Below are 17,036 nucleotides of genomic sequence, written 5' to 3' on the forward strand. Positions count from 1 at the left end.
AACCAACAATTCGCACACTTATTCGACAACCTTACGGAATTTATTGCCAATTTTACGGGGACAGCTATAATACTGTATAAACATACAGTACCGTTGAGTGTCGATTGTTATGAAGGTTATTCCTATTTTTGCTTGTGCCGGTATTACTGGTTTTGAAAGTCCTGCTGCTGAATATCGGCAACTGCCATTAAGTTTAGATGAGCTATTGATTGAACATCCCAGTGCCACTTTTATTGGCCAAGCTAGCGGCGACTCTATGGAGAAAATCGGCATTTTTGATAAGGATATTCTCATTGTGGATCGCCATGTCAGTGTCGAAAACCATGATGTGATAGTGGCAAACTATAACGGCAACTTTGTCTGTAAGCTCATTGATATCAAGCGGCGATTATTATTATCGGCAAATGATCTTCACCAGAGTGTCACGATACAAGAGTATGACAACTTCAGTGTTGAAGGCGTGGTGATCCGTTCAATCCGTTGTCATCGCCAAAGCCCTATATTAGTTAATAACTAATGTTAGCTGATTAAACTAACGACTAACGGACAGTTAAATTATGTATGCACTCGTTGATGCCAACTCTTTTTATTGCAGCGCCGAGCAAGTGTTTCGCCCAGAGTGGCGTGGCCGTCCTATCGTGGTGCTGTCCAATAACGATGGTTGCATTGTGGCGGCTAACCGCCAGGCAAAAGCATTAGGAGTGGGTAAATTTGGTCCTTACTTTGAAGTGCGCGATTTTTGTGAAAAAGCAGGCGTGATTGCGCTTTCCTCCAATTATGAGCTTTATGCCTCTTTGTCTCACTCTATGATGGAAGTGATTGGCCGCTTTGCACCTGAGCAACATATTTACTCTATTGATGAGTCATTTCTGTCATTTAAACATTGTTACCCTGCGATCCCGTGTTTATTAAGCCATGCCGCTATGATCCGCCGTGCGGTATGGAAAGAAACCCGCTTACCTGTGTGTGTCGGTATTGCTGCCACCTTAACCCTTGCCAAAGTGGCCAATCATGCCGCTAAAAAGCTCCAGGGCTATAACGGGGTATGTTATATCCAATCCATTGAGCAAAGAAATGCCATTTTAGCGACAATGAAAGTCACCGATGTGTGGGGGATCGGTTCGCGGATCGGTAACAAATTACATGCCATGGGGATCACCACCGCACTGGATCTGGCTAAATTACAACCAGGCATTGCTCGTAGCCAATTTAGTATTGAAATCGAGCGTACAGTCAGAGAGCTCAATGGCGAGGCTTGTAAAGGCTGGGATAGCGCCAGAGCAGATAAACAGCAGATCTTTTCAACTCGTAGTGTCGGTGAACGTATTAGCGATATAGACTCATTATTACAGGCGCTCAGTAAGCATGCTGGTATCGCGGCAGCCAAAGCCAGAAAGCAAGGCTCTGTGGCTAGCACCATACTGATCTTTGCCAGTAACTCCCCTTATGATGAACAGCCTAATGGCTTTAAATATCATTACCGCTGTGCATATCCAACTAATGACAACCGTGAAATCATCAGTTACGCAGCAGAAATTGCCCGTAAGCTTTATAACCCCAATACTCGCTACTATAAAATCGGGATTGGATTGTTAGATTTATCACCGGTCAAACATTTGCAAACAGACTTGTTTGCCCCAGTAAAAGATCCTGCCTTGATGCAGGTTTTTGATAAGTTAAATCAACGCTACGGTAGTGATGCAATATTTGTCGCCGCCCAAGGTATTGGAGGTAAATGGCATATGCGCCGTGAGCTATTAACCCCGCAATACACCAGCTGTTGGCAAGATATTCCGCAAATCCACTGTGGCTAAATTGGTGATAAATTGATTTGCGTGTGCTGGTTTTTATTCTGACTTGGTTCAGGTTTAGTTGTGGCTTTAAATTAGCGTAAAATGGATAACTAATATCAAACCCAAACAGTACATTAATCGATCTTAAGCTCAACAAAAATACAACTTAGTCAACTCTAGCTGTTCAAAAAACACTCTCCAGTTCACAGTTTTATATCTAATCACATGAGCGAGGCTATTATGCGATTTTAGCCATTGTGTTATTGCTGAAAAAAACGACAATACGCATCCTTAATTTTCTTGGATTGTGCTTGCCTGTGTTAGATTTTTCCGCATTTGATTTTCAGTTTATTGCCGAGCCCCTATTTTACTTTCAGCTTATTGGCTTTGTCTCAATGGCCATTGGCTGGTGGGCAAATAGCCAACAACAAGACTGCAAATTTATTCATGGCAATATGATAGCGTCAGTACTTACCGCAATCCATTTAGGCTTATTAGGCAGCTTTCTCGGCATGGCCAACCAACTAGTTAATGTTATTCGCTTTCGTTTATGTCAAAGTTTGAATAGCAATAACCAGCAAAATCTTGCATCGACTGCCTGGTTAACATCGCCTTTAGCCATGTCACTCAGCTTTAGTATTATTGCCATGACGCAGGGTTTTCTGTGGGCTGAGCATTGGAGTGAATGGTGTGCGGTCATCGCTGCAGTCGTAATGAGCTTTAGTTTATTCTTCTTAGCGGGCAGTCAACTAAGGTTAGCTATGGTTGCCAGTAATGGATTAAACCTGATGCTTTCAATATATTTGATGTCATGGTCAGGAATACTCTACCAAGTAATGACAATAGCAATATTGGCACTAGGGCTTATGCGCGAATTTAGCGACTACTATAACGACCAGCTCAACCAAAACTTTGAGCAAAATAGTGCCCTTGAAAGCTGTAATGAAACACAAGTGGCACTGTCTAAAGGTTAAAGTAATTAGCTTGAATCAATTCAGTTAGGATGAGTAAACCCTGTGGTAATAAGCAATTAAGAGCGAGTCATATTACTCACTCTGCTAATGCTAATACCAATGACTCGCAACGAAAGCACATTCACTAGAACGCATTCACTAAAGCGCATTAAGGTACGACTTTAACGCTTTAAGCCTAACAGTCGCCGCGCCAATGATATCCATAAAGCCCAATGCTGGATGGGGTTTCTCAGCAGAAATCCAAGCTGAGCCGGTTGCCCCAATCGGTAATGAATAACCTTCAGGTTCTTCAAACTCAATAACGACTGTACGACCATGAGAGCCGCCATTGTTACCCACATGCTGGCGCACATGTTGACTGCCACTCATGGGGTTAATCATGGCTTCGCCCGTACCTGAAGTAATGCTGTGCACTCTGCCTCTAAAGATTTCTCCCGGATAAGCATCCACATAGAACTCGGCAAACTGCCCAGGTTTTATATAGCGATATGATTGATCGGCAATGCGCATTTCTAAAAATTTCTTACTGGTATCAAACAAGTGCATATTACCCAAGCGGGTGCCTTCAGTTACATTGGTAATGGCAAGCTGCCCATCATATTGAGCCCGTATTTCACGACGTGAATCTGTCCATTTAGCCGATTCAATATCAGCCTCAATAGCTTGCATTTGCGCTGTTTGCGCGCCCAACTGGGCAATATTGGCAGCCACTTGGGCACGATTGGCATCAATCTGCGCTTGTAAATTATCGCGGTCCACCTGACTTGCATGCTCTTTTAAGGCCGTTAGACGCGCTAAATTACGCTCATCATTATTGATACTGACATTTAAAGCGTTAATTTGTTGGATTGCGGCAGCGTGCTGCGCTTGTACTGCATTTTTACTGGCTTCAAGGGCTTTGATTTGTTCCGTGCTATCCACTGATACTAAGGTGTAAATCAAGTCCCCTTTTTTAACGATTTGGTTATGAGTCACATAGACGTTTTCAACTTCCTGACCAATGAGTGGACTTAGCACTGCATGAGGCGCTTTAATGGTTGAGCTATCGGTTAAATCAGCGGGTGACCAAAAGCGATGGCCAGTAAACAATGAAAAAGCAATAAACATTCCTAAACCAATGGTGCGTACCGCATTAGTAAGGTTCCATTGAATGACCCCTAATTTGACTAAGAGCCATATAATTAACACATAAGGCAACATGATCTCTTTCATGATTTAACTCCTTTGATGCCATTACTAATGATGCTTGATAACCGTTTAGATAGGACATCCCAGCGCCCAAAAGCAATGATTATCGCCAGTACCCACCAGGTCTTATCAATAAACAAACCACATAAAGATAAAGCAAACACAATTTGGGTATGGGCACTCGACATGGCTTCTGCCTTATGAACTGCAACTTCATGTAATTTCCAAAATAACAGCAGTACATAGCAAATGATCAAAATGGTGACCACAAACACAAAGCCCATAAAAAATTCAGAATCTAATAGGGTTAAAATGCTGGGGTAGCCATTAACAAAGTAGCCTTCAGGTAATTGCTTACCGTGTATTTGAGTGAGTAATGAGAAGCCATAACTTAAAAGTCCGATAACCGATAACGATAAAATAAATGTGGTCATTTTTCGCACATAGAAAGATAACTTATTGCTCAATGATGGTTGAACCGTGTCGATATCAGGTAATTCAGTCATAAAGATCCTAAAAACATGAGATATTTAACAGGGAGAGTAACAATGTCTCGCTGTATATGAGCTGAATACTAGCAATAACTCACTGTGATAACGGAATAACCGATATTCCAAATGAACTATTTACTTTAGTCCCAATGTACGATTCGAATTTATAGTGTAATATATTGTTAAATTGCACTTATTTATCGGTATCTCATGGATTTGAATGCACTGAATGTGTTTGTCACCCTGTATAGATCAGGATCGACCCAAAAAGCCGCCAAGCAACTGGGCCGCTCACAATCATTTGTCTCAAAAGTATTGGCTCAATTACGTGAAGAACTAAGCGACCCGTTATTTATTCGCACCGCTAATGGCCTACAACCCACCAGTTATGCCGATAAAATCGCCCCGCAAATCCAAAGTTCTATCGAGCAAATTAGCTTAGCCCTAGAACCAGAATACTTTGACCCTAAAAACCTGCAGTTCATTTCGGTGCACTTAGGCGAACCCTTGATGGTATTAATGGGTAAAAGCCTAATCAATGAATTACGCAAACAAACCAATGCCACCATAGAGTTAAGACAATGGCGAAAATCCAGTAATGATGGCTTGATCGATGGCTCCATTGATATCGGCGTGCAATCATTGCGAGACAGACCGCAGCAGCTGTATCAGAAAAAAGTGGCTTCTGGTTATGTTACTAAAGTGGGCAATGAGCAAGGGGAATTTGTAAAGCTATTAGTTGATGATTTAAATGAACATGTTGAATATTTTCGTGAATTAAATGAAAACCATAATCCGACAATCATTACCGACAACTATAGTTTACATCGCCAATTACTGGCCGATCATTACTCCTATAATTTTAAAATCGATGCTGAATTGCACAAAAAAGAAGTCGCCATAGACATGGCGATTATTTGTAGTTCATCGCGGCGCCATGAAGCTAAAATAGTATGGCTATCAGAGATATGTAAAAACGTCTTATTACAAGCAATTACCACGCGTTAATGATTATGCTGAGGGTATTATGAGCCAAAGAAGTATTCACACATTATTTAAACCCACTTCCATCGCCGTTATTGGTGCCTCAAATAGTGAAAAGCGCGCGGGGCGCGTGTTGATGAAAAACTTATTGGCCAGCGGCTTTTCAGGGCCCATTATGCCCGTAACCCCTAAATATTCCGCCGTTATGGGCGTATTGGCTTATCCCAATATTGAATCGCTGCCCATTAAACCCGATTTAGCCGTGATATGTACTCGCGCCAGTCGTGTACCTGATATCGTCGAAACATTGGCGCAGTTTGGCTGTAAAATCGCGATAATTATGGCCTCAGGCATGGCTGATGAGTTTGATGAACATGGTGTTAGCCTGTTAACTCAAACGCTGCAAAATGCAAAACGTTACGGCATGCGAATATTGGGATCAAATAGTTTAGGGATGATTATTCCCACCATTGGTCTTAATGCGAGCCTAGCGCATACCGGCGCTAAAAAAGGCAAAATTGCGTTTGTGTCACAATCTGCCGCCATTTGTACTACGGTGCTGGATTGGGCTAATAATAAAGACATCGGCTTTTCATCGTTTATATCTTTAGGTGATGCATCTGATATAAATTTTGATGAATTGCTCGATTATTTAGGTCGTGATAGCCGCACCAGCGCCATTATGCTTTATATTGATTCTATTAGTGAAAAGCGTCATTTTTTATCCGCAGCGCGCGCAGCAGCCCGTAATAAACCCATATTTGTGATTAAATCGGGTCGCAGTGCTGAAGGCGTTAAGGCCGCTATGTTGCACACAGGCGGTAAAGGCGGCAATGATGCCGTCTACGATGCCGCCTTTAAGCGTGGTGGTATGTTGCGGGTGCATGACTTAATTGAACTGTTTGCCGCAGTTGAAAGTTTGGCCCACTCCACGCCATTAAAAGGTGAGCGAGTCGCCATAATCAGTAATGGCGGCGGCCCTGCAGTATTGGCCGCTGATGAACTCATTATTAAAGGCGGTAAACTGGCACAGTTGTCAGATGACACCATCACTCAATTAAATCGCATATTGCCAACAACCTGGTCTGGTCAAAATCCAATAGATATTGTCGGTGATGCTGACAGTAAACGTTATAGCCAAGCACTAACTATATTGATGGATAGCCAAGAAATGGACGCTATTTTAGTGCTGCATTCACCATCAGCATTAGAAGAAAGTGACCAAATCGCCCAGAGTTTAATTGATGTCATCAAGGGCCATCCAAATCGAAACAAGTTAAATATTTTAACCAATTGGAGTGGTGAGGATTCAGCCTACACCGCAAGAAAGCGATTTAGTAAAGCCGGGATTCCGACTTATCGAACCCCTGAAGGCGCAGTAAAAGCCTTTATGCATATGGTCGAATACCGCCGTAATCAAAAACTATTGCAAGAAGTGCCGCAATCTATTCCAGATAATATTCCCACTGACACTAATACAGCGCGGAATTTATTACAAAAAGCCCAAGCCAATAATCGTTTTATTCTCGAAACCCATGAAGCCAGTGACATTTTAAAAGCTTACGGTTTAAATACCATAGATACAGAGTTTGCCAGTAGCGCAGAGCAAGCCGTTAATATCGCCACCAAGTTGGGCTTTCCTGTGGCACTAAAAGTCCAATCCCCTGACTTGATGTACAAATCTGATGTGCACGGTGTGGTACTAAACCTCAATAATGCTGAAGAAGTGTATCAGGCAGCGCTATCCATTACTTCCAGAGTTAAGGACACCAACCCTGACGCTGAAATCAATGGCATGATAGTGCAAAAAATGGCATTAACCGCTGGCGCTCAAGAAGTGCGGGTCTCTGTGATTAATGATCCTGTTTTTGGCCCTGCAATTTGCCTTGGTGAAGGCGGCTCAGAATGGGACCCGACACGTGATGCTGCAGTTGCCCTACCGCCACTTAATATGGCACTGGCGCGCTATATGGTCATTCAGGCGTTGAAAACTCACAAACTTAGAGACAGACATTTACCCCTTGGTTTAGACATGAACGCACTGTGTGTGATGCTAACCCAAATATCGCACCTGATTATCGATTGCCCTGAAATCGCTTCTTTAGACCTTAACCCAGTGCTCGCCGCAGGTGAAATCATTACCCTGCTTGACGTTAACATGAAGCTAAATTGTACAGATATTGATCCCAAAGCGCGCTTAGCGATCATGCCATACCCAAAAGAGTTAGAACAAAAGGCCACCTTGAAAAATGGCTTGAAGGTCATGCTCAGGCCCATTCTTCCTGAGGATGAGCCAAAGCATTTAGCCTTTGATAACTCACTCAGTGATGAAGATCGCTATAAACGCTACTTTGGCGTTCGTTCGAAAATGACCCATGAGGAAATGGCGGTTTTAACACAAATAGATTACGCCAGAGAAATGGCATTTATCGCCACTGCAGAAGATGAAAATGGTGAGGCAATCACCTTAGGTGCGGTGCGAGCATCGACTGATCCTGATAATACAGAAGCAGAATTTGCTATGGCGGTGCGCGGCGACTATCAAGGAATTGGTTTAGGTAAAATGCTATTAGAAAAACTGATTAACTATTATAAAACCACTAATACTCCTGTGTTAGCGGGCTTTACCATGTTTGAAAACCGCAGTATGGCAAACCTCGCCAAAGGGCTTGGCTTTACGGTATCTTTTGATATGGATGAGCACCTGATTAAGATGCATATGGACTTGCCCCAATGTGAAGCTAACCCGCAAGCTAAAGCGGGTATAGACTCTGCCGATAAACATTAGCCTTTAACACAGTTGCGACCTGATGATTTCGCTTGATACAGCATTTCATCAGCGCGACTTAACCAGGTATCACTATCATCTCCAGGGTGGATTTCAGCAGCCCCTATCGATACTGTGATATTGCCTAAATGCTGCTTTTTTTCTTTACCAATGGTGAGCTGCTTATCTGCAATACGATTTTTAATTTGCTCAGCCACCGTTAAGGCATCTTGTAGCTCAGTATTAGGCAATAAAATCACAAACTCTTCACCGCCATAGCGGGCAACGAAATCATTACCTTTTACCGTTTGTTTTAATGCAAAAGCCACAAATGCCAGCACTTTATCGCCAACTAGATGACCATAAGTATCATTGAATTTTTTAAAGAAATCGATATCTATCATTAATAGGCAACAAGGTATATTGCTATGGCTAAACAAACTGACTTGCTCTAAAGCAAACACCTCATAGGCACGGCGATTATTTAACGAGGTTAATTCATCGGTCATTGCCACTTTACTTAAACTGGTCATTTCATCTTTTAAAGTCGTTAATTCATTACCCAGAGAGTCTATGTCGGCTTTCATTAAATCGTTGTTTAATAGCACCTTCTCCACTTCAAAACTAATATTGACGATTAACTCGTTAAGTAATTGTGGACTTGGATTTGACTGCAGTTCCTCGTTTAAAGAATGTAAGCTCGATGAAAAGTCACTAGTACCAGAAGAAAGCTGACTGATCTTACTGTATAAGCTATTGATGAGTAATTTGGTTTCAATTTGAACATTATCAATGACTTCTGGAGACTGCTCTTGAATAAAGTTGTTATAAAGGCCTTGATTGACCGCGGCGGTAAACTCAACTTTATTGGCAATTAAACCATCGATCGCACGTTTTAAGTCTAAATTTGTTTCCGCATAATACTGATACCAAATGGCATAATTTTCTGGGGTAACCGGTATATGCAGCGCGGACATTTTCGGCACTGCCATTCTTAGTATTTGTGCAGAATTTTCTAAACTCGTCTTCAATTTCACGTCCTATGATTTATATAAGTCAATGTAAGCCCAGCAAAGGTGACGCTATACTTAAATGCTAAAAAATTAAATTTAAAAAAATATAACCCTTTTACGCATTTGATACGTTTAAAACAATAACAAGCATAACAATAACATTTTACATAAGAGAAACCATATGAAAATTTTACTAAAAAACCAATTAAATAAAATACCTATGGCAACGTTATTAAGCGTATCGGCGACAGTAATAGTACCCGCTTATGCCACTAGCCCTGTGCCTAACCAATTTAGTCAACCCGCAATGATAACCATGCATAAAAATACTCATGAAAATTATCAGCTAATTGACAATATAAAGATGTTTCCAAAGCCAGCGACTAAGCAAGTGCAACATATACTTGAATTAGCACAGCGTGATGATGAGGCGAGTTATAAAATTGAAATTCAAATTGGCCAAAATAAGCTGGTAGATTGTAATCACCATAGACTAAGTGGCAAATTGGTCGAGCAGAATTTATCAGGCTGGGGATATCCGTTTTATAGCGTCGATAGTATAACGGTAGGGCCAAGTACGATGATGATGTGTAATGAACCTAAAACGGCTAAATTTGTGCCAATGGGACAAAGCTTGAGCATCAATTATGATAGCCGTTTACCAAAAATATTTTACCTACCTGAAGATGCAACGTTAAGATACCGTATTTGGCAAGCTAAAGGTGATTACCACTATTCAAATTAATGTGTGGGACCATGGCTAAACAGCGTTATAACAAAGCGTCAGCAGATAACCCAAATAACCATGGTTCATCTGCTAACGCTGTTTAATATTTAACTGGATCCAAGGTAATAATTTAACAACGTTTAACCCGAACAACCTGCATAATCTCTACGCTAAATCCAGCCACAGTATGCTCTTCAGGGTAATACACTAAACTCACAAGTTGATCCTGCAAGCTCTTATATTTTTTAGTACGCTTAAATTTAAATGCTACATCGTAACCCGCTAACATCAAGGTATGGTAAACCCACTCTTCTTTTTCACGCTGAGTATGGGAAACAACTTTAACCCCTTCAATATGGTTAAGTTTTTCATGCTTTTTAAGTAATGCATCTACGGCTTTCTTCTTCATATTAACCTGGTCCCATATCTGAGTTATTACCGTTTATGTGATTGATATAATCAACGATGTCTTGATATCGATACTGACTGCAATAACCAAAACCTGACAGTTGCTTTACTTTGTTGCGGGTAAAAATCGGCACACTAATACCCGCTAAAAATTTAGTTTGAACCGCTACAGATATCAGCATAATGCCTTTTGCGTTCATATGAGTGCAAAACTCATTAAGATACTGCTGCAATGACGCTAATTGAGTGATTGGCGCTAATACCTGTTGCGGCAACAATGCTATCTGCCCACGACAGACACTACAATGGCCACAATGACTAGGTGCTTGCTGATCATCAAAATAATGCGCCAACTTAGCAGTAATACACTCAGTTGATTCAAAAAAACTAATGAGCTGATTTAAACGTTTTATCTCTTTGACTTCGTTACTTTGGAAATAATCAGACAAACTTGCAATAAGATTTGGATTACTTAAAGCATTGATATCAACATTAAACACTTGGGTTATTTTTTTGGTTTCTAACTGGATATATTGTTTGTCTGCTAGGTAGTCTAACGCCGCCACTACCCGTTGCCTGTCTGCACCATATTGCTGATATAAGCTATCGAAATCTAGTTGCCCCCATATTTTCTTAAAACGAGTATGCTCAAATATTTGCTGAAGAAACGCTTGGCGCTGGGGATCAAAACTGGCCAGCAACTGCTGTTTATCAATCAAAAATTGATACTTAAACTCAGCAAAATAAGCAAAGCTTGGTTGCACCACGTTGGCTAATTCAAGTTGAACTAACAGGGTTTTTAACGGCAACTGTTTAATGTTACAGCTAGTTGAAATCGCATACTCTTGCATTTCCCAGCGGCCATGTTCAACTTCAGCGCTAATATGTTCTATTAAGTTGGTAATCGCTGAGGGTTCTGGCGTATCGCCATAAACAAAGTTTTCAATGGTATTTAAGCCATCTTTGTTAGCTAGCGTAATACAATGAGATAATTGCCCATCTCGGCCTGCACGGCCGATTTCTTGGCTGTAGTTTTCGATAGATTTCGGTAAATCGTAATGAACCACAAAACGGATATTGCTTTTATCTATTCCCATACCAAAGGCAATTGTGGCAACAATTACGTTGATTTGGCCTTCCATAAATTGCTGTTGGATGCGATTTCTGAGCTCTGAATCAAGTCCTGCATGATAAGCGGTGGCTTGAATATTGTTAGCACTTAAAAAAGCCGCGATATCTTCTGCCGTTTTTTGCAAGGTCACGTAGATAATCCCAGCACCTGTGCATTGCGATACTGTGTTGACTAATTCCGATTGCTTAACGGCTTCAACAACAGGTTTGATACTGATATCTAAATTACTGCGATAAAAACCCGTTTGTACCACTTGCTCAGGCAAAATAGCAAAACGGTTGGCCATATCCAGCTTTACCTTTTCAGTGGCTGTGGCGGTTAATAACAACACTTGGGCAATACTAAATTGCTGCACATAAGATGGGATTTTTAAATAATCAGGCCTGAAGTTATGGCCCCATTCAGAGATACAATGAGCTTCATCAACGACTAATAATGAAATATCAATACTGCTAAGAAACTGCCTAAAACGTTCATTTTTAAAACGCTCAACTGACACCATTAAAATTTTTGTATGCCCGCGGCGAACATCACGCATAACCTGCTGTGTTTGCTCAAAGGTTAAGCTTGAATCTATGCTGGCGGCATTTATTCCCTTAGCATTTAAAAAAGCGATTTGATCTTTCATTAACGCAAGCAATGGCGATACCACTAAGGTGACATTAGCCAGTTGTAAGGCGCTAAATTGATAGCACAGTGATTTACCTGAGCCTGTAGGAAAAATGGCTAAAGAAGATGCTCCTGACAAAATATGTTTAATTACATCAATTTGCCCTTCTCTAAACTGATTAAATCCAAATTGCTGCTCGAGCTTTTGAATTAAATCTGCGTTGTCATGTAGTAATGGCGAAGGACTATCAAACGATGGAGTTTGCATACTGGAGCCTAGATTGATGATTAAAGCGAAGGCAATTATACGCTAACACGAATAAAATTGAAACTCTGAAGCTTATAAAACAATAACTTATAAAATACTTACCCGAGGTGAACACGGCTTTATTCATCAAAAGAATGAACAGTAATATCGGAGCATAAAGTTGAAATAAACAAGGTCGGTTAGCCTTTACGTGATAGGTATTGATTGATTAACAAGGTTAATTTGTCTTCGAAGGCTTCTTGAGCTTGCTCTAAATCATCGCCAAAGCGAACCATAAATTTAGTGGCTTGCTCACGAGATAACATGTTATTGGCTAGACAGTACGCCATTTCATCGAGTTGTTTGTTGTAACGTGGCTCTAAAAACCATTGACATGTTGCAGTATCAAGGCTTGCCAGCATTTGCTGTGCTAAATCACAAAATATTTGTATGTGCTCCATACCATCGGGGCCCAAACAACCGGGCTCTAGACGATATAACACAATCAACTTACTTTCTAACATAGAGTAACACTCGCATCCGCTGCTTTTATGATGGTATTTAAACGCTATTTAGCCGCTGCGTTTAGCATTGCTTGTTCAAACTGCTGAATATAACTTTCAATCGGAATGATATCTTCTTTTAAACGACGATTTCTACCCAGTAACGACGACTCAACAAATAAATTAAACCACGAGCTCAATGCTTTGGAGTTTAATGGCTCGTCGATGGCTTCAAGAGCCAGAGCTGCCACTTCAGCAGTTGATAGCTGAAAATCATGGCTGCCTTTTCTTAATTCGTAATTAGCTAAGGTTTCAGGACTAAAAGAAAACAATGGTAATCTATGTAAATAAAGGCTTTTACGAAACATTTTGATCGCTTGACGCCAGCTACCATCTAATAAAATTAACAGCGGTATTTTACCAGTGGCGGCATTGTCACATTGACTAGGATGACTAACCACCATTTGCCCTTCTTGGGCATACTGCTCAGGAAATATCAGCATTGGCTGATATTTGGGGTCGTTGATCGCTTCAATCATTTGTTTATTGGGCTCAGTACGAGACCATAAATAAGCGCTAGTATTAGGGACTAAATCAGCAATTAAACGGCCACTGTTGGTTGGCTTTAGCACTTCATCATCATACATGACTAGCATGAAGTGGGCTTCAGTATTGATATATTGTCTATGTTGACAGGTACAGAAAATTTCTCCTAATAAACACCACTGGCAGCGAATGAGTTTTTTCCCTCTGGCAGCAAATGGTTTAGTTGAAATAGATTTTCGGTATTGATACAAACGATGAACTGCGTGTTGCTGCTCAGGAGGTAACGCCAACATGGGATTATTCTCGGTTACACGTTATAGTTTATAACGTTCAAAAAAATTCATCACCCAATTGGGTGATGAAGTTACTATAGAATTCTTTTTAGTAAAAGGTCAGCTTTTAAGCGCTTTATCCTGGTCATAATCTTTTTCACAGGAGCCGGATACTTTTGCACGGTTTCAATTTGACTATAATGGAACAGTTTTTCGGTATGCTGCAGAATAAATTCTTGTTCCGCCTCAAAACTTTGCTTCCACACACCACTGTCATCATGCAATAACAAACCATTTTCTAAATCCAACGCCCACGCTCTTGGGTTTAAATTAGAACCAGTGATGAGATGCTTTTTGCCATCAGCACTAATCCCTTTTAAATGATAACTATTGATACCGTCTTTCCATAAGTGGATCCGTAACTGACCGTTTTCAATCGCCCATTGCTGACGTTTTACAAACTTACGTAAGGTTTGTTCGTACATGTAAGGCAATGCACCAATGGTAGAAAAATCTTTCTCTGGTGGGATATAAAAATCATTGGCGGTTTTATCACCCACCACGATATCAATACTCTTTCCATTACGTAAATGACGCGTCAACGCTCTCACTAAAGAGTTTGGTGGGTTAAAATACGGCGTACAGATAAACAGTGACTCGGTTGATTCATCAACCAATTTTATCACCACTTCGTTTAACTTATTCTTCTTGCGGCCTAAGCCTACAAGCGGCGTAACACGATTGCCAATACGGGTACTTTCAAACTGATAATCTGAACGTGATAAGCGAGTTTTAAAGGTGCGCATGTCATTTTTATCAGGGCATTTTTCCTCGCTGCTGTCTTGAGTCAACGGACAAACAGCCGGATCGCTAATTAGATGTTGCTCAATGAACTCACCCATACTGCGAGCAAGCTCAGCAGATTCCAGCACATGATAACGATCAAAACGGTACTTATCGTTTTGTTTAAAGTAAATGTTATTAATGCTAGCGCCGCTGAATATTACTGCATCATCAATGATGAAGCCTTTAAGGTGTAATACCCCTAAAAACTCGCGAGACTTAACTGGTACACCTAAGATGTCAAAAGGTGCCTTCGCAGCAGCCATGGCTTTGCGGTACATGATGTAATTACCACTATCACCTTTATGGCCAATTAGGCCACGCCTAGCTCTATGGTAGTCCACTAGGACAACTATTTTTAACTCTGGGTTAGCAGCTTTAGCTGCAAGTAACGCCTCAAGAACTTCTCGGCCCGCTTCATCATCTTCTAAATAAAGCGCAGCAATATATATCGCATTCGTAGCATTCGCGATGCGAGTTAACAATTCTTGTTTAAATTGAACCGGGGTTAATAACCACTTTAACGATTCATTTTGTAATGCGATACCACCAAGCTTATCCAGCAAGGCAACCTCCTTGAACTTAAACAGTTAAATGCTATTAACGTCGATATAAATTGACTAGGTAAGTATTTATCGTTTGTTTCTAATTTTGAATAATAAATACTGTCACTTAAAATTTATACTTTGTCATCGTTTAAACTGAATAACAAAAAATATTAGGAGATAGAAATTACCGACTTAGCGGCTTATGAGCAAGGCTTTTCTGATGTTATAGCCCTATTTGATGGGTTTATGAGGCTCAAGTGAACGATTTTGGATCAAACTTTTAAAGTGATTGTTAAGGCCTGTGGAAAAAACAACCTACGCTATCTTGTTTGAATAAATAAAAATCAATTATGTTGAGCAAAAAACAAACACAAAAACTGACGCTAAGGTCTAACATCAATTTTTATCGCTTCATCACTGTAATAATCCGTTAGATCACGTATTTTAGAGAGACTCAAACTTTTACTACTGGCTAGTTATGTATTTACTAATACGTATATTAATTGTTTCTTTATTTAGCTTACCTGTGTGGGCCGATGAATACTTAGCCAATGTGATGCAACATATTGCGCCTCCTCAATCACAACTGGCTATAAACATATGGGATATTGAAAAAAACAGCAGTGTTTACAGCATTAATGAGCAGACATTAATGCAACCCGCGAGCATCCAAAAGCTACTTACTGCCGTTGCAGCTACAAAGCAATTAGGTACTGATTTTTATTATGAAACCCAAGTATATATTGATGGAGTTGTAGTACAGCAGCAACTCAATGGTGATGTGTATATTAAATTTAGTGGTGATCCTAGCTTTACTCGTGAACAACTAAAACAACTACTCACCACACTTAAAACTAAGGATATACAACATATAAATGGCAATGTGATCTTAGTATCACCGACCAGTGAAAGTCTTAGAGCACCTGGCTGGGTATGGGATGACCTCGGTATTTGTTACGCAGCGCCAGTGTCCGATTTTATTATTGATAAAAACTGTGTCAGAGCAAGCCTAAGTCCACTAGCAGATAACGCATCTGAAATCATAATAGATGCACAATACCCAGTTGAAATCAGCACCAAGGCGGTTTTTAAACCTAATATAGACGTTACTCAAGCTAAGGCGCAATTTTGCGAGTTACACATGCAACGCTTTGACGGCAATCGCTATCGAATTTCAGGTTGTTACCCAGGCAATCAAACTATAAGTTTAGCCGTTGCTGTTAATGATCCGTCTCGCTATGCCAAAGATGTGGTCAAAGCCATACTCAATGACAAGCAAGTCAATTACGCTAATTTGATCATAAGTAAGCAAAGCATCCCGCCTAGCGCGCAGTTGTTAGCCACGCATCAGTCTGAAAAGTTACCCAAATTATTAAAGATCATGCTGGAAAAGTCAGATAATTTAATTGCCGATAGCTTATTAAAAAACATTGGCCAAGATTTTTACCGGCAAACGTTTAACAGCGATAACATAGAGGGTCTTGATATTAACGGCTTTACTATGGGCGCTAAAGCATTACAATCGATTTTAATCGAATTGAACTTACCATTTAATGATGCCAATCTCGTTGATGGCTCAGGCTTGTCTCGTTATAACTTATTGACTTCAGCACAAATGTTATCTGTGCTGCAACTCATCGACAGCGATACACGTTTTCAATACCTAACTGAGTTTTTACCTATATCTGGTAAAAGCGGCACCTTAAAGTACCAACAACATTTCAATAAACCGCCTTTGAAAGCGGCAATATCAGCAAAAACAGGCACCATGCTAGGGGTTGAAAACTTAGCGGGATTTATTCAGGCAAAAAATGGTAAACACTATGCCTTTGTGATTATAGAAAATGGACTCACTCCTGATGCAAAACAAACAAGACTAGCCCCTTTTAGCGCGCTATTACTGCGAAGATTATATGATTTACAGCCATAAAAAAGCGCATTGTAAACTATGCGCTTTAACTCTCTTTCTCAAGCAGAAAATTGAACCAATT

At 40.5% G+C, this 17,036-nt stretch carries 15 protein-coding genes; 7 read left to right on the forward strand and 8 right to left on the reverse strand.

Annotated elements, in window-relative coordinates; genetic code table 11:
• The first annotated feature begins 109 nt into the window (after window positions 1-109).
• The 3 genes from AB4140_RS12720 (at window position 110) to AB4140_RS12730 (ending at window position 2,767) form a co-directional block, all read left to right on the forward strand.
• Complete coding sequence (locus AB4140_RS12720) at window positions 110-517, forward strand: LexA family transcriptional regulator (protein ID WP_102476820.1); 408 nt, start codon at window positions 110-112, stop codon at window positions 515-517.
• A 40-nt stretch (window positions 518-557) separates the two neighbouring features.
• Window positions 558-1,814 carry a Y-family DNA polymerase gene (locus AB4140_RS12725; protein WP_102439842.1) on the forward strand — a complete coding sequence of 419 codons (1,257 nt, stop codon included), beginning with the start codon at window positions 558-560 and terminating at the stop codon, window positions 1,812-1,814.
• Between the two features lie 296 nt (window positions 1,815-2,110).
• Complete coding sequence (locus tag AB4140_RS12730; RefSeq protein ID WP_241901023.1) at window positions 2,111-2,767, forward strand: YgjV family protein; 657 nt, start codon at window positions 2,111-2,113, stop codon at window positions 2,765-2,767.
• Window positions 2,768-2,905: 138 nt separating this feature from the next.
• Here AB4140_RS12730 and AB4140_RS12735 read toward each other — a convergent pair whose 3' ends face one another.
• Both AB4140_RS12735 and AB4140_RS12740 read right to left on the reverse strand, forming a co-directional pair.
• The gene (locus tag AB4140_RS12735; protein ID WP_102439841.1) at window positions 2,906-3,979 is read right to left on the reverse strand and encodes an HlyD family secretion protein; all 1,074 of its coding nucleotides are present in this window, start codon (window positions 3,977-3,979) and stop codon (window positions 2,906-2,908) included.
• Window positions 3,976-4,461 carry a magnesium transporter gene (locus tag AB4140_RS12740; protein ID WP_102439840.1) on the reverse strand — a complete coding sequence of 162 codons (486 nt, stop codon included), beginning with the start codon at window positions 4,459-4,461 and terminating at the stop codon, window positions 3,976-3,978. Before AB4140_RS12740 ends, AB4140_RS12735 begins: the two co-directional genes overlap by 4 nt.
• A 195-nt stretch (window positions 4,462-4,656) precedes the next feature.
• On the opposite strand from AB4140_RS12740, the gene AB4140_RS12745 reads away from it, so the two are divergent.
• Both AB4140_RS12745 and AB4140_RS12750 read left to right on the forward strand, forming a co-directional pair.
• Window positions 4,657-5,454, forward strand: coding sequence for a LysR family transcriptional regulator (locus AB4140_RS12745; RefSeq protein WP_102439839.1), 798 nt, complete (start codon window positions 4,657-4,659; stop codon window positions 5,452-5,454).
• A gap of 19 nt (window positions 5,455-5,473) precedes the next feature.
• Window positions 5,474-8,218 carry a bifunctional acetate--CoA ligase family protein/GNAT family N-acetyltransferase gene (locus AB4140_RS12750; RefSeq protein ID WP_303412728.1) on the forward strand — a complete coding sequence of 915 codons (2,745 nt, stop codon included), beginning with the start codon at window positions 5,474-5,476 and terminating at the stop codon, window positions 8,216-8,218.
• Here the strand turns inward: AB4140_RS12750 and AB4140_RS12755 are convergent.
• The gene (locus AB4140_RS12755) at window positions 8,215-9,189 is read right to left on the reverse strand and encodes a GGDEF domain-containing protein (protein ID WP_372001238.1); all 975 of its coding nucleotides are present in this window, start codon (window positions 9,187-9,189) and stop codon (window positions 8,215-8,217) included. The two genes, AB4140_RS12750 and AB4140_RS12755, sit on opposite strands and share 4 nt — an antisense overlap.
• Window positions 9,190-9,391: 202 nt before the next feature.
• Here AB4140_RS12755 and eco point away from each other — a divergent pair, with 202 nt between their 5' ends.
• Entirely contained in the window at window positions 9,392-9,955 is a 564-nt protein-coding gene (gene eco / locus AB4140_RS12760) for a serine protease inhibitor ecotin (protein ID WP_372001188.1), read from the forward strand.
• A 112-nt stretch (window positions 9,956-10,067) separates the two neighbouring features.
• Here the strand turns inward: eco and AB4140_RS12765 are convergent, their stop codons facing one another.
• The 5 genes from AB4140_RS12765 to pssA all read right to left on the reverse strand — a co-directional run bounded on the left by AB4140_RS12765 (window position 10,068) and on the right by pssA (window position 15,063).
• Window positions 10,068-10,346 carry a hypothetical protein gene (locus AB4140_RS12765; protein WP_102439836.1) on the reverse strand — a complete coding sequence of 93 codons (279 nt, stop codon included), beginning with the start codon at window positions 10,344-10,346 and terminating at the stop codon, window positions 10,068-10,070.
• A gap of 1 nt (window position 10,347) precedes the next feature.
• Window positions 10,348-12,354, reverse strand: coding sequence for an ATP-dependent DNA helicase RecQ (locus AB4140_RS12770; protein ID WP_372001190.1), 2,007 nt, complete (start codon window positions 12,352-12,354; stop codon window positions 10,348-10,350).
• 179 nt (window positions 12,355-12,533) lie between these two features.
• Window positions 12,534-12,857 (reverse strand): hypothetical protein, encoded by a 324-nt coding sequence (locus tag AB4140_RS12775; RefSeq protein ID WP_102519894.1) that lies wholly within the window; start codon window positions 12,855-12,857, stop codon window positions 12,534-12,536.
• Between the two features lie 44 nt (window positions 12,858-12,901).
• A complete protein-coding gene (locus tag AB4140_RS12780) occupies window positions 12,902-13,672 on the reverse strand; it encodes a tRNA-uridine aminocarboxypropyltransferase (protein ID WP_372001240.1) in 771 nt (256 codons plus the stop codon).
• A 77-nt stretch (window positions 13,673-13,749) separates the two neighbouring features.
• The gene (gene pssA, locus AB4140_RS12785) at window positions 13,750-15,063 is read right to left on the reverse strand and encodes a CDP-diacylglycerol--serine O-phosphatidyltransferase (protein ID WP_372001192.1); all 1,314 of its coding nucleotides are present in this window, start codon (window positions 15,061-15,063) and stop codon (window positions 13,750-13,752) included.
• A gap of 460 nt (window positions 15,064-15,523) precedes the next feature.
• Between pssA and dacB the strand changes: the two genes are divergently transcribed.
• On the forward strand, window positions 15,524-16,975 hold the full coding sequence (gene dacB, locus AB4140_RS12790; protein ID WP_303412719.1) for a D-alanyl-D-alanine carboxypeptidase/D-alanyl-D-alanine-endopeptidase: 1,452 nt from the start codon (window positions 15,524-15,526) through the stop codon (window positions 16,973-16,975).
• Window positions 16,976-17,036: the final 61 nt, after the last annotated feature.

Source organism: Shewanella sp. 10N.286.51.B2 (genome assembly GCF_041469265.1).
Classification (GTDB): domain Bacteria; phylum Pseudomonadota; class Gammaproteobacteria; order Enterobacterales; family Shewanellaceae; genus Shewanella.